This window comes from Klebsiella electrica (assembly GCF_006711645.1).
In the GTDB taxonomy this organism is placed as follows: Bacteria; Pseudomonadota; Gammaproteobacteria; order Enterobacterales; family Enterobacteriaceae; genus Klebsiella; species Klebsiella electrica.
This window is the reverse complement of record NZ_CP041247.1, coordinates 3,185,547-3,209,600: the sequence shown is the minus strand read 5'-3', so window position 1 is coordinate 3,209,600 and position 24,054 is coordinate 3,185,547. Positions and strand designations below refer to the sequence as shown.

The following is a 24,054-nucleotide window of genomic DNA, read 5'->3' as shown; positions in this document are numbered from 1 at the left end:
GAGATTAAATTATGACCGATACCACCGAAATTCAGGGCTCTGAAGGCCAACCCCTGCACGTTGACACCGCAGCGACGTCCGAGACTACGGTTCAGGGCAGCAATATCCAGCAGGATACTGGCTTTGATGTTGTCCTGAAAGACGATGAGAGCAAGCCGAAACAAGACCCGGCAACCAACGCACAATATGCACAGCGCCGTATTGAGCGCAAGCGTCAACGTGAGCTTGAGCAACATGCGGCAGCCGTACAACGCGGTGAATTGCCGGAGAATTTACGGGTTACTCCTGAACTACCCACTCAGCCAAACGCAAACGACTTCTTCTCTGATGAGGCGTTAGCAAAATACAACTTTGACCAGAATCAGGCACTCGCAGCCTTTCAGCAGGCTAACGCCGAGTGGCAGATGAAGGCCATGGATGCACGCAGCAATGCAGTGGCAGATCAGGGGCGAAAAGTTCAGGAGTATACCCAGCAGTCAGCGCAGTACGTCGAAGCAGCCCGCAAACACTATGATGCGGCGGAAAAACTCAACATCCCTGATTATCAGGAGAAAGAAGACGCGTTCATGCAGGTCGTTCCGGCACCGGTCGCCACCGACATCATGCGCCTCTTTCCGGAGAAATCCGCCGCAATTATGTACCACCTGGGCGCAAACCCAGAGAAAGCCCGCCAGTTACTGGCGATGGACGGACAGCTTGCGCTGATTGAACTTGCCCGACTATCTGAACGTTTAACTCTCAAGCCTCGCGGGACTCAGGTTTCCTCCGCTCCTCCTGCTGACCAGTCTGTTGCCGGAGATGTGACAGCGGCTAACGCCGATGCCATTCGCAAGCAGATGGATGCAGCATCAAGCAAGGGGGACGTAGCGACCTATCGCGCATTAAAGGCAAAACTTAAAGGAATCAAATAATGGCTTTGAACGAAGGTCAACTCGTTACGCTGGCTATCGATGAAGTTATCGAAACCGTCACCAACATGACGCCGATGGCTAAAAAGACCAGCAAATACACCCCGCCTGCTGCTGAGATGCAGCGTTCCAGCAACACCATATGGATGCCGCTGGAACAGGAAGCCCCGACACAAGAAGGCTGGGATTTAACCGGTAACGCTACTGGCATTACCGAACTGAACGTTGCCGTTAACCTCGGTGTACCTGATAACGATTTCTTCCAGCTTCGCGCTGATGATGTGCGTGATGAAACGTCATATCGCCGCCGCATCGCTGCGGCCGCTCAGAAGCTGGCGAATAACCTGGAAGTGAAAATCGCTAATACGGCGGTTGAGATGGGCTCCCTGGTGGTTACCGATCCGGCACAGATTAATACTGACCCTGCAAAGGGATGGGACTTTATGTCTCAGGCTGAATCACTGATTTTTGCCCGCGAGTTAAATCGTGATAAAGGTCTGTCGTGGTTCTTCAACGCTGATGACTATCGCCGTGCCGGGTACAACCTGCAGGGTCGTGGTTTTTACGGTGAAATTCCGGAAGAGGCATACCGAAACGGTAATATTCAGCGTCAGGTTGCTGGATTTGATGACGTCATGCGCTCTCCGAAAATCCCGACGCTGGCTGCATCAACCGCTACTGGTCTGACGGTTTCCGGAGCCCAGGCATTTAAGCCCGTTGCATGGGATCTGGATAATGATGGAAACCGCCGCAACGTTGATAACCGTTTCGCTACAGTCACCCTGTCAGCAACTACCGGCCTGAAACGTGGTGACAAAATCAGCTTTACCGGCGTGAAATATCTCTCGCAAATGGCGAAAAACGTCCTTACTCAGGATGCGACATTCTCCGTTGTACGAGTTGTTAACGGTACGCAGGTGGTGATTACGCCTAAGCCTATCGCGCTGAATGACGGGAGTCTGACGCCAGACCAAAAGGCTTACGCCAACGTCAACATCTCGCTGACTAACACAATGCCGGTCAATATCCTGAACAAAGCCACAGCAAAGGCTAACGTGTTCTGGGCTGATGATTCTATCCGTATCGTGTCTCAGCCAATCCCGGCTACGCACGAGTTGTTTTCTGGCATGAAGACCACCTCTTTCAGTATTCCTGAAGTGGGTCTGAATGGCATCTTTGCGACACAGGGCAATATCTCGACGCTCACCGGTCTGGCGCGTATCGCCGTCTGGTATGGCGTGAACGCCACCCGACCGGAAGCGATCGGCGTAGGTCTCCCTGGGCAGTCGTAATAACAAATGGGGCTTCGGCCCCTTTATTATTTGGAGCAGAACATGTCAAACATGGTATTCCGTCACGGCGACAACGCAGAGTGGAAAGGTGTTGGTTACGACTGGGTTATCGTCAGTGATGAAGAATTACAGGAATATCTCGATGCCGGATGGTTTGCGCATCCTGATGAGTTACTGAAATCATCTGCTGAGCCTGAGCCTGAGCCTGAGCCTGAGCCTGAGCCTGAGCCTGAGCCTGAGCCTGAGCCTGAGCCTGAGCCTGAGCCTGAGCCTGAGCCTGAGCCTGAGCCTGAGCCTGAGCCTGAGCCTGAGCCTGAGCCTGAGCCTGAGCCTGAGCCTGAGCCTGAGCCTGAGCCTGAGCCTGTTCAACGCAAGAAGCCGGGGCCAAAGCCTAAGGCGGTGAGTGATGCTGATAGCAACTAAGGGCGATCTGGTGAGGGCGGCTCTGCGAAAATTGGGGATAGCTTCTGATGCCACCCTGACTGATGTTGAGCCGCAATCCATGCAAGATGCGGTCGACGACCTTGAATCGATGATGGCTGAGTGGTATCAGGACGGAAAGGGGATTATTACCGGATATGTGTTCTCAGATCCAGATAACCCGCCAGCGGAGGGTGACGCGCATGGGCTTCAACCTTCTGCGGTAAGCGCTGTTTTTTACAATCTTGCCTGCCGTATCGCGCCTGATTATGCCCTCGAGGCTACAGCAAAAATCATCTCCTCTGCCAGATATGGCAAGGAACTTTTGTATAAAAACTCCGCTCTGAAGCGCGCTAAACGTGCTCCATACCCTAACAGGATGCCTGTCGGCAGCGGAAATAGTCTTGCCAACCTGAATGGCTGGCACTTCTTTCCTGGAGAAAAGCCAGATGCCGATTCAGAAACTCCCGCTGATGAAGGGAGTGGGTAAAGATTTCCGCAATGCGGATTATGTCGATTTGCTGCCAGTGAATATGCTGGCCACGCCGAAAGAGGTACTGGACGCTGCCGGATATTTTCGCTCCTTTCCCGGCTTAGCCAAAAAAGCAGATGTCGCAGGAGTATCGCGTGGGGCTGAGTTCAACACCGTACAGAATCTGGTTTATCGCGTAGCTGGCGGTCATTTGTATAAGGTGGAAAGCGATCGAGGGGGAGTGCCGGGGGATGGTCGTGTCAGCCTGGCTCATAGCGCTACGAGCCAGGCAGTTGCAGCCAGCGGCGTCATGACACTGTATCGTTATGACGGAACGAACAAAACGCTACAGAACTGGCCTGAGCATGTCGGTGATGTTACCTATGCCCAGTACGATATCGGCAGCGTACGCGACATCTGCCGGGCACGCGGGCGCTATGTGTGGGTTAAAGACGGAACTCAGACCTTCGGAGTTACAGACCTGGAGGACGAATCACATCCAGACCGTTTTCGACCGTTTTACAGTGCGGAATCGCAGCCTGACGGCATTATTGGCTGCGGGGTATGGCGTGATTTTGTAGTGATGTTCGGCAGCAGCACCATAGAGTATTTCTCCCTCACCGGCGCAACGGATAGCACTTCAGCAATTTATGTATCTCAGCCGTCGCTGATGGTACAGAAGGGGATCGCCGGCACTTACTGCAAAACTGAATTTGCTGGTAGTTTTGCATTTATTAGCCACGGGGCCACCGGTGCGCCATCAATTTACCTTATCAATAGCGGGCAGGCTACGACGATCGCCACGTCTACTGTTGAGAAAGTGCTCCGTGAATACACCGCAGCTGAACTGGCTACCGGTGTGCTTGAAACGGTGAGGTTCGACAGTCACGAACTGCTCCTCGTTCATCTCCCGCGGCACGTACTGTGTTACGACGCCGCAGCCGGGCAGAACGGCCCGCAGTGGTGCATTCTCAAAACGGGGCTGTTCAATGACGTGCATCGGGCGATCGATTACATGTTTGAGGGTAACCAGATCACTGTCGGTGACAAGGCCGAACCGGTAATAGGGTCCCTACGATTCGACTCCTCATCGCAGTACGACGAGCAGACCGAGCACCTGTTATTTACACCGATGTTCAAAGCCAATAACGCGCGGGTATTCGATTTCGAGCTGGAAGCAGTAACGGGCGTTTCGCAGTACGCGGAACGTCTGTTTATCTCTGCGACAGCGGACGGCTCAAACTATGGCCGCGAGAAGATGATCGGCGCTAATGCGCCTTTTGTATACGACAAGCGCGTGCTGTGGCGCCGTATTGGTCGGGTGCGTAAAAACATCGGCTTCAAAGTGCGGGTAATAACGCGCTCTCCTGTGACGCTGAGTGACTGCTCGGTAAGGATTGAATGATGGCTGATAACAGTCTCCGGAACCCTGTAGTTATCCAGGCCACGCGTATTGATGCAACGCTCCTTCCTCGAAATATATTCTCCCAGCCGTATCTTCTTTATGTCATTCAGCAGGGTACAGACCTGGGCAATGTTGCCAGTAAGGCCAACGATGCAGGCCAGGGGGCGTGGGATGCCCAGGTAAAAAATGACGAGCAAGACCTGGTGCTGGCTAATCATGAATCAAGGATAGAGGCTGCAGAAGCAACACTCGTTAACCACGAGCAACGTATTAAGGCCGCTGAAACTACGCTGGCTAATCATGAGCAACGCATTACTGCTGCCGAAACTAAGCTGGAAAATCACGAGCAGCGCATATCCACAGCGGAAGAAACGCTAATCAATCATGAAGAGCGAATCACGCAAAACAAGAATGATATTTCGGCGTTAGATACCCGGCTGAATACCGCCAAAAGCGACATTGACACTCTCAAAACCAACTCGATTTCGAAGGCGGTTTCAACGAGCCAGTCAGTGCAGGCTACGGGCGGTTCGTTTTTTGTTGGAAATGTGCCAGCACCTACGACTGACAAGTTGCAGGTTGGTGGCAGTGTTAATGCCAGCGTTTCGTACAAAGTGGCGGGGCTGCAGGTCCTTGGCGCTCGCCAGACAGGCTGGACTGCTGCGACAGGAACGGCGAACAAAGGGGCATTCGACGCTGATAAGTCATTCTCCACAGGGTACCCGCCAACACAGGAAGAAATACAGGCTCTGGTTGATGGGCTGGTAGAGACTCGTCGTCGTTTGAAGGCAATGGAGGACATGGCAAGAACCCATGGGTTGATAGCATGATTACTTTCACGCCAACGAGAAATATCGACCTCATAGAAATGGTCGGAAACCACCCCGACATCATCGCCGGTAGCAACAATGGCGATGGTTATGACTATCGCCCAGAATGTCGGTATTTCGAAGTTAGTGTGCATGGTCAGTTTGGTGGGATTGTTTATTACCACGAGATACAGCCGATGACTTTCGACTGCCATGCGATGTACCTGCCAGAGGTGAGGGGATTCAGCAAAGACATTGGCCTGGCGTTCTGGCGGTACATTTTATCTTCCACTGCTGTTCAATGCATCACCTCGTATGCTGCCCGTAAATTCAGGCACGGCCAGATTTATTGCACGATGATTGGCCTTCATCGGGTCGGAACTATCCGTAAATACTTCAAAGGCATCGATGATGTCGCCTTCTACTATGCCACTCGCGAAGATTTAGAAGCCTTCCTACAAAAAAGCAGGAGTTAATCATGACCAATATTTTTGCGCTGGGCAGGAAACTGCGCGGTGAAGAACCTCTATTTCCTGAGGGGGGCGGTGGCAAGGGTGGAAGTAAGGACAATGGTTCCAAGGCAGCCGCAGAGGCAACAAGATACTCTGCTGACCTGCAAAACCAGCAGTTCGAACGCATCATGGGAAACCTGGCGCCATTCACTCCGCTGGCCCAGCAATACATCGGCCAACTGCAAAACATATCCACGCTCGGCGGACAGCAGCAGGCCTTGGGCGATTACTACAACTCCGGCCAGTTCAAAGACCTGGCAAATCAGGCTCGTTATCAACAGCTCGCCTCCGCCGAAGCAACCGGGGGGCTGGGTTCGACGGCAACCAGTAACGGACTGGCGACGATCGCACCGACGCTCGGGCAGAACTGGCTTTCTGGCCAGATGCAGAATGCAAATAATCTGGCAAATATCGGCCTCGGCGCACTTCAGGGGCAAGCCAGCGCCGGGCAGAATTATGCCAATAATATGAGTCAGATATCACAGCAGAATGCTGCGCTGGCTGCTGCTAATGCCAACCGACCATCAGCAATACAGCAGGGAATTAGCGGTGCCCTTGGTGGCGGCGCTCTTGGGTATGGGATTGCTGGCGCATTGGGTACTTCAACACCTTGGGGCGCTGGTATTGGTGCTGGTATTGGTCTGCTTGGTTCACTGTTTTAAGGGGCAATCATGGCAACGTGGCAGGAAAGTAATGGCGCAGGTTTTCTTGCGGGTATCGGCCGGCAGAATGATAACGCCCCCCGGGCTGGCGATAATGTACTGGCGCTGGACCTTGTCCGTCAAAATAACGACATTCAGCGTTCTGGCGCTAATAACGTTGGCTTGCAGGCATTGCAGGGGATCGGCGGACTTGTTGATACCATGCGACAGACAGATCTGGCAAAAGCCACACAGCAGTTTAACCAGGTCCACGCTAACGCCTGGGCGACTGGCGATAATTCAGGACTCATTAAGTTCGCCCAGCAGAATCCGGCGTTTGTCGCGCAAGCTCAGCAGGCGGTTTCTGGTCTGAATGAGCAGCAGCGTGCCGAACTTGGCAGTCTGGCGATGCAGACAAATACCGCCCTTGCTCAAGGGCCTGAAGCGTACAGCCAGTTTGTTAACGCAAACAGCGATCGACTGAAACGTGTAGGGGCAGACCCTAACTGGATGCTTAAAACGGGAATATCAAGCCCTGAACAGTTGTCACACCTGACAAATGTAATGACGCTTGGCGCTGTTGGTCCAGATAAGATGCTCGAATATCAGGACAAAGCGGCGGGTCACGATATTGCCCAGCAGAACGCTAATACATCTGCCTTCTCTGCTCAGCAAAATGCCCGGCAGGGTGATGAAAGTCTCGCAATAGACCGGTACAAAGCTCAGACAGGGAATCAGTTAGCTGCTGAGGAATTAAGACTTCGCGCGTTGCTTGGTAAGGCTCAGAATGATACCGCCAGAGCTAATTTACAGCAGAAAATCGATACTCTCACAAGGGCTCGCGATGAAAAGATCAATTCTGTGGCGGGAAACGTAGCTGACTTTGGTAGAGCTGCGGCGGTGGGCACTGAACTTGGTGCTTTGGTCAATCAACATCCTACTGCTGTTTCCAGAAATCAAGGGGGCCTTGTGGGATGGGCTCCGAACGTAGCAGATGATACCCGAACACTGGCATCAAAAACCGACGAATACAATCTCAAGGTTATTTTGCCTGCCCTGAAGGGGACTTTTGGGGGTAACCCCACCGAAGGTGAGCGCGCTTCGTTGATGCAGTCCAGCAACAACCTTAAGAAAGCCACCAGTAACGAAGACTTCCTTAAAGAGCTGAATAAGGCCCAAGACACCATCGTACAGATGCAAAAGCGCCAAATTCGCGGACTCGGGATCCCCGTCACGAGGTCACAGGATGAAGCGACTGATACGCAGATGCTGCTGTCGGATCCGTCTCTCGTCGAGGAGTATATCCGTGCTCACGGGTACTTACCTGAGAGCTACTATCAGGCTCAACTGAAAGGCGCTAATTAATGGCAAAGCTTACAGATAGCCAGAAAGCCTATGCTAACGATCTCGATACAAAATACGGATTTCCCACCGGGACGATGGGGACCTTGGTTAGTGTAGAGTCAACAGGCGACGGGAATGCGACCTCACCTAAGGGCGCGCGTGGCTACGCTCAGTTAATGCCTTCCGCGATGGAAGATGCAGGATTGAAAGGCGTAGATCCTGCGTCTTTATCTTTCGAGAAGCAAATGGACATCGCGGCTAACCATCTGAACAAAGGATTTTCCCGTTTCGGTGACATTGGCATGGCTCTGGCTGGCTACAACGCAGGTAATGGTCGGGTTAATTCCGTGCGTAACGGGAAATCCACACTCCCTGGTGAGACTGCTGACTATGTGCAGAAGTTTGCCGATGCCGGAATCATCCCCGGTAGTAGTGAAGCGGTACAGTACGCGCAGGCAGCCAAACGAAATAGTGATAACTTACGCCCCCTGGATCTCTCGGATGCCAAAGCTGCAATTAACGCTATCGGCGATACCGAATCGTGGGCCGCAAAACGGCAGCAATTTAGCGCCGCAGCTTCAGGCCAACCTACCGCAAGTTCCTGGGCGCAGAAACGGCAGCAATTTCTTTCTGCAAAGAGTGATAGTAGTCAGCAGCCTAATGATGTTGCCAGGTCTGATATTCAATACTCGCCGGAGTATATATCTCCTGAGATGGCAGCAGCACCTGAGCAGGCGGTGCGTGGTATCGCAAACATCCCGTTTAATCTACCTCAGGGCGCGGTGGACCTGGTCAATACCGTAGGTAAAGCGGCTGCGTGGGCTAATGGCGTTCTAGGCGTAAATGGTGGGGAATTCACACCTATGCAGGATGTGGCGAGGCCGATATCTCAACCTACCGATCCCTATGCACAGGCTGGCGAGGCTATTGGTAACTACCTGATTCCTGGAGTTGGCCCGGTCCGTAGTGCAATGATAGGTTCTATTGCAAATGCCGGGAATCAGCCCGGCGATTTTGCAGAGAACGCATCAAAGGAGATGCTTCTCAACGCGGCACTGATGGGCGCTCCTGAGCTTTATCGCGGTGCACGCGGATTAGTTCAGGCAGTCAGAGGTGGCGGCAATGCGGCAGTGACTGAAAGTGCCGCAGAGCGCTCGGTTGCTTCGCTCTCACAAGACGTTGCTGGTACAACCACTGTGCCTGAAGTTACGGGTTCTCAGATTGCGGATAGCCAGACTGGTGATGCAGTCAGAAAACTGGCGGCACAAAGAAATCCAGACCTCGCATCATCTCTCGATGGTCTTAACGTCAATCCTCAGCAGGACGTAGTTGAGTCCGCCAATCGACTGGGTGTCGAATCTGTACTTCCGTCTCACTTATCCGGAAATGCGCAGTATCAGGCTGTGGAGCAGGCTATAAAGTCCCGTGCCGGTTCTGTCCTGCGAGTACAGGAGGATAAGGCTATCAGCGAATTGGCTTCCGGAGCCGGTAAAATCATTGATGATATCGCTGGTGCGCCAGATGCTCTGGGGATGAGCGAGAACTATGTTAACCAGATTAATGGCCGAATGGCGGCCTTGCAGCGCAGGAGCGATCAGCTTTATAGCCGCGTAGACAAAGCGATGGCACCGGGAACCAGGATAGAAGCTCCTGGTACAGCCTCGGCTCTGGAAAGAGAAGCTGATAACCTCGGTGGCTGGGAAAACCTCGATCCGATAGAGAAGGTGGTTTTCAAAGCTGTAAACCCCGGTCCGGATGGTGTTCTGACGTATGCAAACCTGAACAAACAACGGCGCCTTGTTGGCGATGCTTTGCAGAAGAGAAGCGGACCGTACAAGGATGCAGACCGGACTGCGTTGTCTCGGCTCTATGGTTCCCTGGCAGAGGACCAGAAAGCGGCCCTGGCAGGTACTGATTCCCTGCGTGATTTTGAGGTGGCTCAGCGACTTGTCCAGATGCGCAAGACGATGGAAAGCCAGATGGTAAATCTTCGAGGTAAAACGCTCAATGGTGACGTGACCTACAAAGCCACGAGTGCCCTACAGGCAATGTCGAAAGGCAACGCTAAAGGGTTTCGTGAGTTGATGGAAAATGCCCCCTCCCGCAGCCTGAGAACAGAACTCATCGGCACAGCGTTACGTGACATGCTCTCATCTGGAAAGAGAGGGGCAGACTTCAACCCTGCCGGATATGCTGACTGGTGGCAGAATATGCAGGCTAGTGGGCAAATCAGGACTCTGGCTCAGCATTTGCCAAGAGAGACAATGGCCGGCCTGAATGATGTCTATAAGGTCGCGAGAGCTATTAAAAATGCGAAGTCTCATGAGCTGACCACAGGAAAGCTGCTTGAGTTTACTGACCGGTTTAATTGCGTTACGGCTACACACGAAATGGCTGCTCGCCATGCGCAGAAGATAGGTACGATGATTGGCTCTTACGGCGGGCCTCTGGGGTCCATAGCGGGCGCTGAGATAGGACAGAAAATAGCCGAAAAAGCGAGGCTGGCGGGTGGTGCAGGATCCTCTGACGCCGCTGATAAGCTGATTTCATCCCCTGAGTTTCAGCGGGCGGTTAAATCGCTTCCGGCCAGTGCGCCAGAGCACGTTATGGACAGCAGGGTGCGAAAATCACCGCAGTGGCGCGACTTTTTCGACTCGTTACCTGAAGAGGATCGGCGGACAATAGCCCGCTTGGGCATAGTACGCTGGCTGATGCAAACTCAGGAAGAATATTAACATCAAGCCATGGATGGCTAGTTTATAAGCTCGCAATTGGAATCCGTAAACCTTTTAAGCGCTTCTTCATTCCATAAAGATGACAAGTCTCCAACCCCTTTGTTTTGAACAAACTGCGCCTCTGCAGATTTTCGTATCGAATCTTGCGCGGATAGCATGATGGTAGAAAGGAAATACCCAGCATAAAAATCTGGGCTTGGCTCTTTTTCATCTAATGTATTGAACAAAAAATCTTTTTGGTTAGCTAACCATTCATCCGTTTTTTGGTATTCGTGCGCTGCACTCAAATAAGATTTAAATATTTTTGATAGGGCTTTATGATTCTTATTTAGGGTTTCTTTATCAAAAGACGCTGAGTAACCTAAGCATTTTGATAGTGATAAGATTCTGTTTTCACTAACGCCAGAAGCCGAAGCCGAGGATATTGATAGTACAGTAATGAATGAAAATATAAGTTTCTTCATGCCAACCCCCTTAGTTTCCCCTCACTCTACCACGGAGTGAGCGAGACGTTAACCAGCCCGGCATAGTCCGGGCTTTTTTATACATGCAGTAAAACTCCCGCGCATCACACGCGCATTGTATAATCCTAGAGCCTACAGAAAGCGAGCCTGAGAGTTAGTTGTACTCTGGGGCGGCTATCTCTGTGTGACAGGCTCACTTTCTATAGGTAAACCTCATGCAATATCCTACCGTGTCAGTAAGCGGCGTTTCCGTTCGTGTTGACGACGAAGGTCGCTACAGTCTCAATGATCTCCATGCAGCCGCCGTGACCAACGGGGAGGCAACAGAGTCCCAGAGGCCCAGTAAATTTCTCCGCAGCGCTCAGATTAAAAGATTCATCAGAGCATTGCAGGCCAAAGCCCAAAAAAGTGCTTTGGAACAAATTCAACCACTTAAGGTCGTTAAAGGTGGTGATGAGCCTGGTGTGTGGGGAGTTGAACTGCTCGCCATTCGCTACGCTGCATGGATTAAACCAGAGTTCGAAATTGAAGTGTATGAGGTATTTCGAACCGTAGTCCGTATGGGGATCGGCGCAATGTCCCGCCTGAATAAAATCGACCACATTATCAATACCGAAACTAAGGCGATTAGCCAGTGTGCCAGTCAGATGGCCCGGTGGGGCGCTGGCGGCAGAAAGCAGCTGTTACATTCTGCTCGTGAACGCGTTGCCAATGAAGTGCAGATGTATTTGCCGGGAATGAACTGATATCACAAGGCCCACCAGGTGGGCCTCCTTTGCCTCTCACTCTCCCATGAGGGTAGCGCAAGGGGGAGCAAATTACTTTTTCCTGTAGTGCTCGGATGCCAGCTCAAAAACGAGCTTTTTCACTTCCTGCGCGAGGATATCAGCTTCGCGTTCTGCGTCGTCACTATAGCCGGACACTGGGGAAGGGCGAGATAACGATTCTTCCATCGTCGCTACAATCTCCGCATTGATAGATCTGTTGTTCATCTTCGCGCGTTGCTTAATCTTAGCGTGAAGCTCATGCGTAAGTCTCAAGTGGAACTGCGCCTCATCGTATTTGCTGTACATCCTTGATGCCTCACCGGTGGGTGGATAGGCATCGTAAAACCTACTGGATAAATCAACAATCGTACCATTTCGGTACGTTATCAATTACTGCCGCAAGCCACGCCTTGTGGGGGTTATTTGCGCCCGGAGCACGTAAAATGACTGATACCAATTACATGGTTTCCATGCCTTCAACACAGTTTACCTCGCCACGATCGTTAAAGTCGTTATCGAATGGCCGGATATATATAGGCAACCCCGACACTGACCCGGTTAACCCTGTAAATCGCATACCTGTGTATGTCGTTAACGAAAACGGGGACGAAGTACAGATTTCCCAGCCGATCATCATTAATGCAGGTGGTTTCCCGGTTTACAATGGTCAAATTGTTAAGCTTATTGTTAAGCAAAATTACAGTATGGCTGTGCTTGATGCTTATGGTTCCCTCCAGTATTACTGGCCTGATCTATCTAAAATAGACCCTGAATCTGTATTCAATAATCTGGCATCGGGAGACGGCTTTAAATTTATCGGGCAGTGTGCGAACTATGCTGAGTTGCGTACACAGGCACCAGGCTATTCAGGGCAACAGATATTTGTTCGCCGAGGAAGTCGGTCTGAATCCATGACATTTATATCTATGTCATGGATGAAATTATTAGATTTTCCTGATGATGGCGGTACGCGTATTGCTGCATCTGACGGACAATCCGTGTGGATAAATGCTGACCTAATCCGTAATCCAGGCGTTATCAGAGCCGAGTGGTTTGGCACCTCAAATGACTATGTTGAAGACTCTACACAAAAGCTGCAGGCCGCACTGGACGCTGCCTCTTTTTGGGCCAGAGTTCCCGCAGAAGATACGCGAGGGCTATTTGCACAGCGCTACAAAGTTGTATTCCCGCAGAAATGGTTTGCCAGTCGTACGTTAAAAATAGACGCGGTGTGCTGCTATATAGATTTAAACAGAGGGTTAGGTGTTTTTCTGCAATCTGGTGATTATACGCAACACCCCCTACGAGCTGATAAGCGTATGGCGTTTTATTATGAGTCCAAGAAACCATCCGATGACCTGTTCATTCCGGCCTATAACGACTGGGATGTTATAGTAAACGGGACGTTGGCGATGGGATATATTGACGGAGGACGCCCCAATCAGGGGTCTTTATGGAATAAAACAGAGTGGCCTAATGTCTGCGCCATCGGACATCACGGACTGACATCAACCCTGTACGGCGCACTAGGAAAAATCCGCAACGTTTGTATTGGCGGATTCGGAGAGACGTACATTAATGGTGATTTCGCCTGGGGACTGCAATGGTGGGGGGCTAAATTTATAGGTAATGGAGGAACTGGTGAGCTAATAAATGGTGAAGACAATGGCGAATCTTTTGAATTTTGGGGTTGTGTTGCATTAAATAACGGGAAATTTATAACGCCAGCCGGGTGGGGCGGGAAAGTTAACTGGATGGGCGGCAATCTGGACTATTTTAAAATCGAGAAACCTTGTGTATGGTCAGATAATTGCAATATGCAAATTAATATCGATGGCCCATTTATGGAGTTCAACCCTTTCCATACAAAAAATTTTTTTGATTTGTCTAAAGGTTCAAATGTTGCGCATTTGGGACTTAAAAATATAAAACTAACGTACGCTGTACCCTCCCGTGAGGATGGTGGTGGCGTCGTTAATGACGATTTTATTAAATATAACCCTGATTACCCGGAACAGATTTGTGTTGATACCGTAACAATTGTAGATGCTTCTGCGTCAGGAGAGTTTACAAAAAATTATCAATTTGTCGCAGACACAGGAAAACCAGTGCGCGTGTCTAACATCACGCCAGTGACGCTTAAAGATTATTTTGTTAACTCATCGTTTTTAAACAGGCAGCGGATAGCTAAATGGCAATACTATTTTTCCGGTTCGCAGGATTTCGACATAGCGTTTAGCGATAATGACGTAACTATCACCGGCAAAGTCGGGTCGGTTGTATCTGATAAAAGCGTTTTTATTTATATCCCCATGCAAGCTATCGTCGTTAATTATCAATATATGATGTGTCTGTTGAACTGCACCCGGTCGGATGTGCCTGTTTCATTTGCCGTGTGGTCTGGGTATACGCACTCTGCCATACCGGGACAGGTTAGCGACGGGAGTTTCGTGCTAGACGCCCCGGTTGGTGCAGAGCAACTTGTTAATCTTAACGTAGGGAAAAATACAAACATAATTGCCTACGCGGGTGGATCAGCTAATGGTGGGTTCGACCTGGCATCATATAGTCGTCCTGCGGACGGCAAACCCGCCGAAGGGCTGATTGTCCGACTGTGGCTATATAATTTTGTTGAAGGCAGTCAGGTTACACTGACAAAGCAAACAGGCATGATAACTTTGTAGGAGGTTGTGTGTGGTATATATACAACGCAAAAAATCAGAGCGTCGGCTGTGATGCGTATGCAATATCCCAGGATAAGTCAGCGGGAGTGCTGTTGTCCATTGAGGACACCGATACCCCCCTCGCCGCTGCATCAACTGCCATTGCGGGGGCTGGAATTTCCACGACAAACCATATCAGAGTTGTTTATCTGACAGATGATTTGATTGTTCCGTGGGTTCCTGGCGAGAGGCGGTGAGTAATAGTTCATTTGCCAGGGATGGCGATCGAGGGTGGAGAGGTTTACGGGTAGCCGCGGCATCCCGGCATAATCATTACGTTACATCAGTGGCGAGGATTGATAGCTGCAACCTCTTTGATCTGCCTCTCGAATGAAATTACTGTATGCATAACCAGCATTTTAAGGAGGGCAGATCATGCTCCGTCAGTCAGATATCACCCAGGCGTTCCGTGAATCGATCGCAGTTAATCCGAAGGGGTATCGTTATCTGCATACAAGAGATTTTGTGTGTAAGTTGCAGGAGAAGGGCATTCACTTCTCGGGGCGTGAAGCTAATGCATGGATAGAGCGCTATCAAACATACTTCGTTGACAAGACGCCAGACGAGTCAGAGAACCGTTTGTGGATGCTTCGCAATATGGGGATGGTGCTGTAACACACCATCATCGATCTGATGCGTGATGATGCGCCAGTTTAATAGGTCGCCCAGTATCCATATGCGGCGATTAAAGAATGGGGCCTACTCATGGCTTAAATAGGTGCAGTTATGCTGGAGGCCCCTTCTCCAAAACTAACCTACAACCCTTTGAATTTGCTTAAAGTTACACATGAGTAGCCCATAAGGTAAAACCAGCTAAAAATCATACCTAATGCCATGATAGTATTAAATTAATCGCTAAAATCGTGCGCCTTCTTGTTCAACAGACGCGCCGCGCGCCAGTAAATCAACAGCATCAGGCCCATGACCAGCGTCAGAGTAATGCTGGTTGCGGCACCAAACGGCCAGTCACGGATATTCAGGAACTGACTCTTGATAACGTTACCGATCAGCAGGTTTTTGGCGCCGCCCATCAGATCCGAGACGTAGAACAGTCCCATCGCCGGGAGCATCACCAGCAGACAGCCGGCAATAATACCCGGCATCGTCAGTGGAATAATGATGCGGATAAAGGTTTGCAGCTTGCTGGCGCCCAGATCCCTTGCCGCTTCCAGCAGAGGACGATCCAGCTTCTCAATACTGGAGTAAAGCGGCATCACCATAAACGGCAGCAGAATATAGACCAGTCCGATGATGACCGCAGAGGGGGTGTACATGATGCGCAGCGGCGTATCAATCATCCCCAGCCACAGCAGAAACTCATTGAGATACCCTTTGGTGCTAAGGAAGATCTTCAGCCCGTAGATACGGATCAATGAGTTGGTCCAGAACGGCACGATCAGCAGAAAGAGTAGCAGCGGGCGCACTTTTTCCGGCAGCCTGGCCAGAAACCAGGCGAAAGGGTAGCCGAGCGCCAGGCAGGCGAGGGTCGCCAGCAGCGCCATATTGAGCGAGTGCAGCAGCACGTCGTAATAGAGCGGATCCAGCAGGCGCGCGTAGTTATCCAGCGTGAAGACCAGCTTGACGAAGCTGGCGTCGTCGCGGGTCAAAAAGCTGGTACCGATGATCATCAGGTTGGGCAGGAACACAAACAGCACAAGCCAACCGACGATAGTGGCGATCACCACATTCTGCAATTTACTGGTATTCTTCATCAGCCAGCACAACCTCCCAGCTTTCTACCCAGTTAATGGCCATTTTCTGGTCAAGCGGGTGGTCAAAGTCCGGATCGTCTTCGTTAAAGAATTCACTGACCATGACCATTTTGCCATTTTCCAGTTCGACGACCGACTCCAGCGTCATGCCTTTGTAGTTGCGCTCGCGGATGTAGCCGATCAGTCCGTCGGCGTCGCTGCCGGGGTGGACTTCATCGACGCGCAGATCTTCCGGGCGCAGCAGAACGTTTAGCCGCTGGCCCCGCTCGACGGGGAAATTGACGTAGATATTGCATTCGCGGCCTTCAACACTGGCGCGGACGCGCTGCTCGTCAAGGCGTTCAATGACCGTCGCATTAAAGAGGTTGATCTCGCCGATAAAACTGGCGACGAACAGGTTTTTCGGCTCTTCGTAGATTTCACGCGGCGTGCCGTCCTGCTCGATTTTCCCGTCGCGCATAACCACGATGCGGTCGGACATGGTCAGGGCCTCTTCCTGATCGTGGGTGACGAAGACGAAGGTGATGCCAAGCTTACGCTGCAGTGCCTTCAGCTCGTTTTGCATCTGCTTGCGCAGCTTATAATCCAGCGCCGACAGGGATTCATCGAGCAGCAGCAGGCGCGGTTTATTGACCACCGCCCTGGCGATAGCCACCCGCTGCTGCTGACCGCCGGAGAGCTGATGTGGTTTGCGTTGGGCAAACTCCTCCAGCTGGACCATGCGCAGCGCATCGAGGACGCGAGGGGTGATTTCCGCCGCCGGCGTTTTCTGCATCCGCAGACCGAAGGCGACGTTTTCGAATACGCTCATATGGGGAAACAGAGCATAGCTTTGAAAGACGGTGTTGACGTGGCGGTTTTCCGCCGGAACATGGGTGATGTCCTGACCTTCGAGATGAATCCGCCCGCTGTCGACGTTTTCAAGCCCGGCAATAAGACGAAGAACGGTGGTTTTACCGCAGCCAGAGGGGCCAAGCAGGGTGAGAAACTCACCGTTGTTGATGGTCAGATTCAGATCTGAGATAACCGTTTTGCCATCAAAGCCTTTGCGAATTCCCGCCAGTTGCACCAGCGGCGAAAGCGAACGCGGTTGTATATTCAATTTTTAACTCTGTCCCATGTAGACGCAGCGGACGATTGACCGTTGCGGGGTTTGTGGTTAACCACCTTTGCGGTTGCGCATAATAAACGAGGGCAGGCATTTTACGGCAAACGCTTACGAACGCCAATGCTTGTCTCATCCGGATGCACGACCTTTACATCAATACGCGGGTTCAGGTATTAAATTCTTATTTGCCGGGCTAAAAATGACCTGACGCAATATTTGTATATTCGCGCTTATGAATAATGTTGTCACAAAAGATGAGGGTGGCTACATGGATAAATTGCTTGAGCGTTTTTTACAGTACGTTTCTCTGGATACACAGTCGAAGCCTGGCGTGCGTCAGGTTCCAAGCACGGAAGGTCAGTGGAAACTGTTACGCCTGCTGCAAGCACAGCTGGAAGAAATGGGACTGGTTAATGTGACGCTAAGTGAGAAAGGGACGGTGACGGGAACCCTGCCGGCCAATGTTGCCGGCACTATTCCTCCCATTGGCTTTATTTCCCACGTCGACACGGCGCCGGATTTCAGCGGCAAAAACGTCAACCCGCAAATCGTTGAAAACTACCGTGGCGGTGATATCGCTCTCGGGATTGGTGACGAAGTGCTCTCGCCGGTGATGTTCCCGGTCCTGCACCAGCTGCTGGGGCAAACGCTGATTACCACCGATGGCAAAACGCTGCTTGGTGCCGATGATAAAGCCGGTATCGCCGAGATAATGACCGCACTGGCGACGCTGAAGGCGAAAAATATTCCCCATGGCGATATCCGCGTGGCCTTCACGCCGGACGAAGAGGTCGGGAAAGGGGCGAAGCATTTTGATGTCGCCGCGTTTGACGCCCGCTGGGCCTATACCGTCGACGGTGGCGGCGTGGGTGAGCTGGAGTTTGAAAACTTCAACGCCGCGTCGGTGACCATTAAGATCGTGGGCAACAATGTCCATCCGGGCACCGCAAAAGGGGTGATGGTGAATGCGCTGTCGCTGGCGGCACGGATTCATGCCGAAGTCCCTGCCGATGAGGCGCCGGAGACGACCGAAGGCTATGAAGGCTTTTATCATCTGGCGAGCATGAAAGGCAGCGTTGATCGGGCAGAAATGCACTATATCATTCGCGATTTTGACCGTAAGCAGTTCGAGGCCCGCAAGCGCAAAATGATGGAAATTGCCAAAAAGGTTGGCAAGGGGCTGCATCCGGATTGCTATATCGAGCTGGTGATTGAAGACAGCTATTACAATATGCATGAAAAAGTGATGTCGCACCCGCATGTCGTTGAGATTGCCCGCCAGGCGATGGTGGATTGCGATATTGAACCGCAAATGAAACCGATTCGCGGCGGCACCGACGGCGCGCAACTCTCTTTCATGGGCTTACCCTGTCCGAATCTGTTTACCGGCGGCTACAACTACCACGGTAAGCATGAGTTTGTGACGCTGGAAGGGATGGAGAAGGCGGTGCAGGTGATTGTGCGCATCGCGGAGCTGACGGCAAAACGCAGCGCCTGATCCCGCTCCCGTCGCTCCCACAGGCCCGGTAAGGCGCGAGCCGTCACCGGGCAACCTCGGGGCTCAGTCCTCGAAGAACCAGTAGCCGCAGTTGACCAGCGCGGCAAGCATCGCGAGGAACGACGGGTCTTCCAGCGCATCGCCAAAATGTGCCGCGTTAAGCGACAGATGCGTTGCCAGCGCGTCCAGCGCCGGGCGGTGCGGCGAATTAATTTTCTCGCCGTTGACGAACACCTCGCCGTCAATACGCAATACGCGCAGCCCGCCCAGCCGCACCAGGCGATCGCCCTGTTGCAGAGCGTCGTAAATCTCATCAGGCTGATACGGTGGCTCAGCAGGAGCCACGTCCAGCTCGTGGCGGGACTGGGTAATAAACTCGCCAAACCACTGCTTAAAATGCTCGGGCTGGTTAATCAACCCCAGCATCATATCGCGCAGACGATCCAGTTCATCCGGCAGAATATCCGCCGGATGATCGCGGGAAGGCACGTCCGGGTCGGCATAGCGCTGGCTGCCCAGTTCACGCTGCAGAATATAGTCGGCAAAACCGCTGAACAGCTCGCGGGCGTTCGGCGCGCGATAGCCCACCGAATAGTTCAGCGAGTTTTCCAGGGAGTAACCTTCATGCGGGAATCCCGGCGGAATATAGAGAATATCGCCGGGCTCCATCTCTTCATCAATGATGGCGTCGAAGGGATCCACCTGCAGCAGGTCCGGATGTGGACAGTGCTGCTTCATCGGGACTTTATCGCCCACGCGCCAACGACGTCGGCCGGTTCCCTGGATGATAAACACGTCATATTGATCGAGATGGGGGCCTACGCCGCCGCCGGGTACGGAGAAAGAGATCATCAGATCATCAATACGCCAGTCGGGGAGGGCGCGGAAGGGTTGCATCAGCGCGGCCGTCGGCTCATGCCAGTTATTCACCGCCTGCACCAGCAGTGACCAGTTGTTTTCGCTCAGGTGATCGTAGCTTTCGAAAGGACCATGGCTGACCTGCCACTTCCCGTCCTGATGGCTGACCAGGCGGCTATCGACTTCGCTTTCCATCGCCAGCCCGGCCAGTTCATCCGGGCTAATCGGGTCGACGAAATTAGCGAAGCCGCGCTTGAGGACTACCGGGCGTTTTTGCCAGTAGCGTTCGATAAAGTCAGGCCAGTTAAGCGTTAATTGATAATCCATTTTTTTTATTCCACAGCAGGTGTCTGTCTGGGATTATACACGCCATGCTTCAAACTGCCTCTTTGTTGACGGCGATTGTGCTGCGCAGTCACAGAGTTTGCCCAACCGCGGCAAGCGGGGAGGTTCAGCTTTCCGTATCGTCGGGTAACTGGCGGCCAAAAACCACCTCCATGCAGGCTCCGCCGAGCAGGCTTTCACCGGTGAGGATGTCACCATCGTATTGCTCAACGATATCCCGGGCGACGGAAAGTCCCACGCCCTGGCCCGGCCGCAGCGTATCGGCGCGTTGCCCGCGATCGAATACCGCGGCCCGCTGGTTTAACGGGATGCCGGGGCCATCATCTTCCACCAGAATATGCAGGTGGTTGTCGTTGGTCTGACGCACGGAAACTTCGACAAATTCCAGACAATATTTACAGGCGTTATCCAGCACGTTGCCCATCACTTCCATAAAATCATTCTGTTCGCCGACGAAGCTTGTCTCCGGAGAGATATCGAGACTGATATTGACCCCTTTACGCTGATAAACCTTGTTCAGCGCCGAGGTCAGCTTGTCGAGCAGCGGCGCAATCGGATGCAGTTCGCGGCTGAGCAGCGTACCACCGCTGCGCATGCTGGCGCGATGCAGATAGTAGCCGATTTGCTGTGAGATGCGACTGATCTGCTCCAGCATGATAGGCTCTGCTTCATTGAGGTCGATTTTTTCGCCGCGCAAAGAACGTAAAGTGCTTTGCAGCACGGCCAGCGGGGTTTTCAGACTGTGGGTCAGATCGGTCAGCGTGGTGCGATATTTGTCGTAACGCTCGCGCTCGCTTTTAAGTAGCCGGTTAAGGTTGCTGACCAGTCGGGTCAGTTCGCGGGTGGTATTCGGGTTGAGCATCTCGCGGTGATGCTCTTCCAGCTCACGGACCTCTTTTGCCAGCGACTCGATAGGGCGCAGGCTCCACCAGGCCGCCACCCAAAGCAGCGGGATCACCAGCAGCAGATTGGCAACCAGCACGTAAACGAACCAGCTCCAGACCATATAAGAACGTTTCAACTCGACGGGAATGGTGTCAATCACCACGATGCTCAGCTGCGGCATCTTATCGGTTGCCGGATAGATATTGATCGCCACCGAGTGGGTCATTTCTGAACCATCATCCTGCTGGCGAAGGGCGTCCAGCTCCTCCTGGAACTGATGATTGTCGCGCAGCAGCATGCTGCTGCTGTCAACGTCGGACTCGATTTCGTGGAAGCCGTTGCTTTTCAGCCATTCGGGCTGAATGCGTTTTGCCAGCCAGGCGACATCGCGCTGCATCCACAGCAGTTTGCCGTTGGCATCGTATATCAACGTAACCGTCGGGCTCTGCATGTTCAGCCTTTCGGGGATATCCACATCGATGCGATTATTTTCCCACCTTGCCAGCATGTAGAACAGGTTACTTTCGCCGCGCAGCAGGCGGAAGGTGGTTTTATCAAAGCTGACGCTGTAGCCCACTAGCGCAACCATGCCGTAGGCCAGCGACAGCACCAGCACCACAGCCGCCGTCGCCAGCAGAAAACGCACGCGTAATGAAAGCGGCAAAATATGCCTTAGCGGATTTTTCATTCGCGCAGTTCAAATAAATAGCCCTGGCCGCGCACGGTTGTAATGACGTCATGCGGGTGCTGAGTCTGAATTTTTTTCCGCAGCCGCCCCATCAGAACATCGATGGTGTGGCTTTCGCGCAGTTCAGCATCGGGGTAGAGCTGGAGCATTAATGAATCTTTGCTGACGACTTTGCCACGGTTGCGAATCAGCGTTTCCATAATGGTGTATTCAAAGGCGGTCAGCTTGATGGGCTGTTCGTTAATCGACAGCTCGCGGCGTGACAGGTCGACCTGGAAAGGCGGAATGGAAATAACCTGTGACGCCAGGCCGCTATTACGACGCAAAAGCGCCTGCATCCGGGCTGCGACTTCTTCAATATGGAACGGCTTGGTGACGTAGTCGTCCGCCCCGGCGCTCAGCACCTCGACTTTGTCCTGCCAGCCTTCGCGGGCGGTCAATACCAGCACCGGAACCGACACGTCATGACTGCGCCAGCGGCGAATCAGCGAAAGACCGTCTTCATCGGGCAGGCCCAGATCGACAATGGCGATATCCGGCACGTGTTCACCCAGATAGTAATCGGCTTCCTTCGCATCTTCTGCTGCGTCCACCTGGTGGCCTAATTCCTGGAGCTGGACTTTCAGGTGATGGCGCAGTAAAGCGTTATCCTCAACGACGAGCACGCGCATGCCTTTTCTCCCGTTTATTTTGATTTTAAGTAGTGTAGCGCTGATTAGATATACTGAATTTAAACGGCTGTAAATGAAAGGCTTTTGTTGCAACCAGACCTGCCGTCCCATTTGCTGGCCTGCCACGTCGGTGGAGAGAGGGAGGTAGCGCCAGCGTCCGATATGTGTCCGGCAAGAGAAGGGGCATATCGTGGACATATATTGGCAAGTTTATCCTCATGTTTCCAGCCTGGCGAACATGGCGCGGATAAAACGGCGCTTCAATGGGTGATGCGAGGAAAAAAGCGAACTCAGGCGTGTGGCGGGGCATTTATCGCCCTGACGACGCTCTGGCGAATGAATGGCCGGAATGATTCCCGGCCATCTGTTTATCGGTATTCACGCACTCCTCGCTGATTCCGGCTGGAAGGCGAGGCCAGGCGCTTACTTCAGTTCATCAACCATGGTGGTGGCGCGGCCGATATAGTTAGCCGGGGTCATGGCTTTCAGACGAACCTTCTCGTCTTCCGGCAGCGGCAGACTGTCGATAAACTGCTGCATCCCTTGCGCATCCACGCGCTTGCCGCGGGTCAGCTCTTTGAGCTTCTCGTACGGTTTTTCGATGCCGTAGCGGCGCATCACGGTCTGGATCGGCTCAGCCAGCACTTCCCAGTTATGATCCAGCTCGTCCAGCAGGCGATCGCCGTTCAGCTCCAGCTTGCTGACGCCTTTAAGGGTCGACTGGTAAGCAATCAGCGCATAGCCGACGCCTACGCCGAGGTTACGCAGGACGGTGGAGTCCGTCAGGTCGCGCTGCCAGCGGGAAACCGGCAGTTTGCTCGCCAGATGCTGCATCATGGCGTTGGCCAGGCCGAGGTTACCTTCGGAGTTCTCAAAATCGATCGGGTTCACTTTATGCGGCATGGTGGAGGAACCGATTTCGCCGGCGATCGTTTTCTGCTTGAAATGGTTGAGGGCGATATAGCCCCACACGTCGCGATCGAAGTCGATCAGGATGGTGTTGAAGCGCGCGATGCAGTCGAACAGCTCGGCAATATAGTCATGCGGCTCAATCTGCGTGGTGTACGGGTTCCACTGGATGCCCAGCGAGGTGACGAACTCTTCGCTGAACTGGTGCCAGTCCACTTCCGGATAGGCCGCGATGTGGGCGTTATAGTTACCCACCGCGCCGTTGATTTTGCCCAGAATTTCCACCTGGTTCAGCTGACGATACTGACGCTCCATACGGTAAGCGACGTTAGCCATCTCTTTACCCATGGTGGACGGCGTGGCCGGCTGACCGTGAGTTCGGGACAGCAGCGGCACATCGCGATACTGAACCGCCAGGTCTTTCACCGCGTCGATAAGCTTGCGCCAGTACGGCAGAACCACCTCATCGCGCGCGGTTTTCAGCATCAGCGCGTGGGAAAGGTTATTAATATCTTCGGAGGTGCAGGCGAAGTGGATGAATTCAGATACCGCGTGCAGTTCAGCGATATCGGCCACTTTTTCCTTGAGGAAATACTCTACCGCTTTGACATCGTGGTTAGTGGTACGCTCGATGGTTTTGATGCGCTGCGCATCTTCAACGCTGAAGTCGGCAACGATTTTATCAAGGAAACCGTTTGCGTCGGCAGCAAAAGCAGGAACTTCCTTGATCGCTGCGTGCGCGGCTAACTTTTGCAGCCAACGTACTTCGACTTGTACACGGAATTTCAGCAAACCGAATTCGCTGAAGATACCGCGCAGCGCGCTGACTTTATCGCCGTAGCGTCCATCGACAGGGGAAACGGCGGTCAGTGAGGATAATTCCATAGA

At 52.6% G+C, this 24,054-nt stretch carries 21 protein-coding genes and 2 pseudogenes; 15 read left to right on the top strand and 8 right to left on the bottom strand.

Annotated features, from left to right (window positions below):
* The first annotated feature begins 11 nt into the window (after positions 1-11).
* The 11 genes and pseudogenes from Electrica_RS15405 (at position 12) to Electrica_RS29335 (ending at position 10,538) form a co-directional block, all read left to right on the top strand.
* Positions 12-911: a scaffolding protein gene (locus tag Electrica_RS15405; protein ID WP_141964898.1), complete on the top strand. Its 900-nt coding sequence runs from the start codon at positions 12-14 to the stop codon at positions 909-911.
* The gene (locus tag Electrica_RS15400; RefSeq protein WP_141964897.1) at positions 911-2,200 is read left to right on the top strand and encodes a P22 phage major capsid protein family protein; all 1,290 of its coding nucleotides are present in this window, start codon (positions 911-913) and stop codon (positions 2,198-2,200) included. The genes Electrica_RS15405 and Electrica_RS15400 overlap by 1 nt, the downstream gene beginning before the upstream one ends.
* Positions 2,201-2,242: 42 nt before the next feature.
* Positions 2,243-2,477: pseudogene (locus Electrica_RS29345) on the top strand (hypothetical protein); the annotation flags it as partial.
* 129 nt (positions 2,478-2,606) lie between these two features.
* Positions 2,607-3,110 (top strand): packaged DNA stabilization gp4 family protein, encoded by a 504-nt coding sequence (locus Electrica_RS15390; protein WP_141964896.1) that lies wholly within the window; start codon positions 2,607-2,609, stop codon positions 3,108-3,110.
* Positions 3,070-4,497 carry a packaged DNA stabilization protein gene (locus tag Electrica_RS15385; protein WP_141964895.1) on the top strand — a complete coding sequence of 476 codons (1,428 nt, stop codon included), beginning with the start codon at positions 3,070-3,072 and terminating at the stop codon, positions 4,495-4,497. The genes Electrica_RS15390 and Electrica_RS15385 overlap by 41 nt, the downstream gene beginning before the upstream one ends.
* Positions 4,497-5,327, top strand: coding sequence for a coiled-coil domain-containing protein (locus Electrica_RS15380; RefSeq protein ID WP_208764249.1), 831 nt, complete (start codon positions 4,497-4,499; stop codon positions 5,325-5,327). The genes Electrica_RS15385 and Electrica_RS15380 overlap by 1 nt, the downstream gene beginning before the upstream one ends.
* On the top strand, positions 5,324-5,782 hold the full coding sequence (locus Electrica_RS15375) for a DUF2824 family protein (RefSeq protein WP_141964893.1): 459 nt from the start codon (positions 5,324-5,326) through the stop codon (positions 5,780-5,782). Before Electrica_RS15380 ends, Electrica_RS15375 begins: the two co-directional genes overlap by 4 nt.
* A 2-nt stretch (positions 5,783-5,784) precedes the next feature.
* Complete coding sequence (locus tag Electrica_RS15370; protein WP_141964892.1) at positions 5,785-6,480, top strand: DNA transfer protein; 696 nt, start codon at positions 5,785-5,787, stop codon at positions 6,478-6,480.
* A 9-nt stretch (positions 6,481-6,489) separates the two neighbouring features.
* On the top strand, positions 6,490-7,824 hold the full coding sequence (locus Electrica_RS15365; protein ID WP_141964891.1) for a phage DNA ejection protein: 1,335 nt from the start codon (positions 6,490-6,492) through the stop codon (positions 7,822-7,824).
* Positions 7,824-8,105, top strand: a pseudogene (locus Electrica_RS29340) (lytic transglycosylase domain-containing protein); the annotation flags it as partial. The gene Electrica_RS15365 and the pseudogene Electrica_RS29340, both read left to right, overlap by 1 nt.
* 669 nt (positions 8,106-8,774) lie before the next feature.
* Positions 8,775-10,538 (top strand): hypothetical protein, encoded by a 1,764-nt coding sequence (locus Electrica_RS29335; RefSeq protein ID WP_407081263.1) that lies wholly within the window; start codon positions 8,775-8,777, stop codon positions 10,536-10,538.
* A gap of 17 nt (positions 10,539-10,555) precedes the next feature.
* On the opposite strand, the gene Electrica_RS15355 is transcribed toward Electrica_RS29335, so the two are convergent.
* On the bottom strand, positions 10,556-11,002 hold the full coding sequence (locus Electrica_RS15355; RefSeq protein WP_141964889.1) for a hypothetical protein: 447 nt from the start codon (positions 11,000-11,002) through the stop codon (positions 10,556-10,558).
* A gap of 215 nt (positions 11,003-11,217) precedes the next feature.
* Between Electrica_RS15355 and Electrica_RS15350 the strand changes: the two genes are divergently transcribed.
* Entirely contained in the window at positions 11,218-11,748 is a 531-nt protein-coding gene (locus Electrica_RS15350) for a KilA-N domain-containing protein (RefSeq protein WP_141964888.1), read from the top strand.
* Between the two features lie 72 nt (positions 11,749-11,820).
* Here Electrica_RS15350 and Electrica_RS15345 read toward each other — a convergent pair whose 3' ends face one another.
* Positions 11,821-12,075 (bottom strand): Arc family DNA-binding protein, encoded by a 255-nt coding sequence (locus Electrica_RS15345; protein WP_141964887.1) that lies wholly within the window; start codon positions 12,073-12,075, stop codon positions 11,821-11,823.
* Between the two features lie 137 nt (positions 12,076-12,212).
* Between Electrica_RS15345 and Electrica_RS15340 the strand changes: the two genes are divergently transcribed.
* Positions 12,213-14,453: a phage tailspike protein gene (locus Electrica_RS15340; protein ID WP_141964886.1), complete on the top strand. Its 2,241-nt coding sequence runs from the start codon at positions 12,213-12,215 to the stop codon at positions 14,451-14,453.
* A gap of 414 nt (positions 14,454-14,867) precedes the next feature.
* A complete protein-coding gene (locus tag Electrica_RS15335; protein WP_141964885.1) occupies positions 14,868-15,107 on the top strand; it encodes a hypothetical protein in 240 nt (79 codons plus the stop codon).
* A gap of 233 nt (positions 15,108-15,340) precedes the next feature.
* Here the strand turns inward: Electrica_RS15335 and potB are convergent, their stop codons facing one another.
* Together potB and potA are read right to left on the bottom strand one after the other, a co-directional pair.
* The gene (potB, locus tag Electrica_RS15330) at positions 15,341-16,204 is read right to left on the bottom strand and encodes a spermidine/putrescine ABC transporter permease PotB (RefSeq protein WP_141964884.1); all 864 of its coding nucleotides are present in this window, start codon (positions 16,202-16,204) and stop codon (positions 15,341-15,343) included.
* Positions 16,188-17,306 (bottom strand): spermidine/putrescine ABC transporter ATP-binding protein PotA, encoded by a 1,119-nt coding sequence (gene potA / locus Electrica_RS15325; RefSeq protein WP_131050554.1) that lies wholly within the window; start codon positions 17,304-17,306, stop codon positions 16,188-16,190. The genes potB and potA overlap by 17 nt, the downstream gene beginning before the upstream one ends.
* 274 nt (positions 17,307-17,580) lie before the next feature.
* Here potA and pepT point away from each other — a divergent pair, with 274 nt between their 5' ends.
* Complete coding sequence (gene pepT / locus Electrica_RS15320) at positions 17,581-18,810, top strand: peptidase T (protein ID WP_131050553.1); 1,230 nt, start codon at positions 17,581-17,583, stop codon at positions 18,808-18,810.
* A 63-nt stretch (positions 18,811-18,873) separates the two neighbouring features.
* On the opposite strand, the gene Electrica_RS15315 is transcribed toward pepT, so the two are convergent.
* The 4 genes from Electrica_RS15315 to purB all read right to left on the bottom strand — a co-directional run bounded on the left by Electrica_RS15315 (position 18,874) and on the right by purB (position 24,051).
* Positions 18,874-19,995: a ribosomal protein uL16 3-hydroxylase gene (locus Electrica_RS15315; protein WP_141964883.1), complete on the bottom strand. Its 1,122-nt coding sequence runs from the start codon at positions 19,993-19,995 to the stop codon at positions 18,874-18,876.
* A gap of 124 nt (positions 19,996-20,119) precedes the next feature.
* Positions 20,120-21,586, bottom strand: a complete 1,467-nt coding sequence (gene phoQ / locus Electrica_RS15310; RefSeq protein WP_100684897.1) for a two-component system sensor histidine kinase PhoQ — start codon at positions 21,584-21,586, stop codon at positions 20,120-20,122.
* Positions 21,583-22,257, bottom strand: a complete 675-nt coding sequence (gene phoP, locus Electrica_RS15305) for a two-component system response regulator PhoP (protein WP_032688316.1) — start codon at positions 22,255-22,257, stop codon at positions 21,583-21,585. Before phoP ends, phoQ begins: the two co-directional genes overlap by 4 nt.
* Before the next feature lie 423 nt (positions 22,258-22,680).
* Positions 22,681-24,051 (bottom strand): adenylosuccinate lyase, encoded by a 1,371-nt coding sequence (purB, locus tag Electrica_RS15300; protein WP_131050550.1) that lies wholly within the window; start codon positions 24,049-24,051, stop codon positions 22,681-22,683.
* Between the last annotated feature and the right edge of the window lie 3 nt (positions 24,052-24,054).

What these genes read in the sequence shown, in the direction of transcription:
- Electrica_RS15335 (WP_141964885.1), top strand. Translation starts at nt 14,868, where the DNA reads ATGCTCCGTCAGTCAGATATCACCCAGGCGTTCCGTGAATCGATCGCA.
- Electrica_RS15405 (WP_141964898.1), top strand. Translation starts at nt 12, where the DNA reads ATGACCGATACCACCGAAATTCAGGGCTCTGAAGGCCAACCCCTGCAC.
- Electrica_RS15345 (WP_141964887.1), bottom strand. Translation starts at nt 12,075, where the DNA reads ATGTACAGCAAATACGATGAGGCGCAGTTCCACTTGAGACTTACGCAT.
- Electrica_RS15370 (WP_141964892.1), top strand. Translation starts at nt 5,785, where the DNA reads ATGACCAATATTTTTGCGCTGGGCAGGAAACTGCGCGGTGAAGAACCT.
- Electrica_RS15355 (WP_141964889.1), bottom strand. Translation starts at nt 11,002, where the DNA reads ATGAAGAAACTTATATTTTCATTCATTACTGTACTATCAATATCCTCG.
- Electrica_RS15375 (WP_141964893.1), top strand. Translation starts at nt 5,324, where the DNA reads ATGATTACTTTCACGCCAACGAGAAATATCGACCTCATAGAAATGGTC.
- Electrica_RS15365 (WP_141964891.1), top strand. Translation starts at nt 6,490, where the DNA reads ATGGCAACGTGGCAGGAAAGTAATGGCGCAGGTTTTCTTGCGGGTATC.
- Electrica_RS15400 (WP_141964897.1), top strand. Translation starts at nt 911, where the DNA reads ATGGCTTTGAACGAAGGTCAACTCGTTACGCTGGCTATCGATGAAGTT.
- Electrica_RS29335 (WP_407081263.1), top strand. Translation starts at nt 8,775, where the DNA reads ATGATAGGTTCTATTGCAAATGCCGGGAATCAGCCCGGCGATTTTGCA.
- potB (WP_141964884.1), bottom strand. Translation starts at nt 16,204, where the DNA reads ATGAAGAATACCAGTAAATTGCAGAATGTGGTGATCGCCACTATCGTC.
- phoP (WP_032688316.1), bottom strand. Translation starts at nt 22,257, where the DNA reads ATGCGCGTGCTCGTCGTTGAGGATAACGCTTTACTGCGCCATCACCTG.
- purB (WP_131050550.1), bottom strand. Translation starts at nt 24,051, where the DNA reads ATGGAATTATCCTCACTGACCGCCGTTTCCCCTGTCGATGGACGCTAC.
- Electrica_RS15340 (WP_141964886.1), top strand. Translation starts at nt 12,213, where the DNA reads ATGACTGATACCAATTACATGGTTTCCATGCCTTCAACACAGTTTACC.
- Electrica_RS15380 (WP_208764249.1), top strand. Translation starts at nt 4,497, where the DNA reads ATGGCTGATAACAGTCTCCGGAACCCTGTAGTTATCCAGGCCACGCGT.
- pepT (WP_131050553.1), top strand. Translation starts at nt 17,581, where the DNA reads ATGGATAAATTGCTTGAGCGTTTTTTACAGTACGTTTCTCTGGATACA.
- Electrica_RS15350 (WP_141964888.1), top strand. Translation starts at nt 11,218, where the DNA reads ATGCAATATCCTACCGTGTCAGTAAGCGGCGTTTCCGTTCGTGTTGAC.
- Electrica_RS15315 (WP_141964883.1), bottom strand. Translation starts at nt 19,995, where the DNA reads ATGGATTATCAATTAACGCTTAACTGGCCTGACTTTATCGAACGCTAC.
- phoQ (WP_100684897.1), bottom strand. Translation starts at nt 21,586, where the DNA reads ATGAAAAATCCGCTAAGGCATATTTTGCCGCTTTCATTACGCGTGCGT.
- Electrica_RS15390 (WP_141964896.1), top strand. Translation starts at nt 2,607, where the DNA reads ATGCTGATAGCAACTAAGGGCGATCTGGTGAGGGCGGCTCTGCGAAAA.
- Electrica_RS15385 (WP_141964895.1), top strand. Translation starts at nt 3,070, where the DNA reads ATGCCGATTCAGAAACTCCCGCTGATGAAGGGAGTGGGTAAAGATTTC.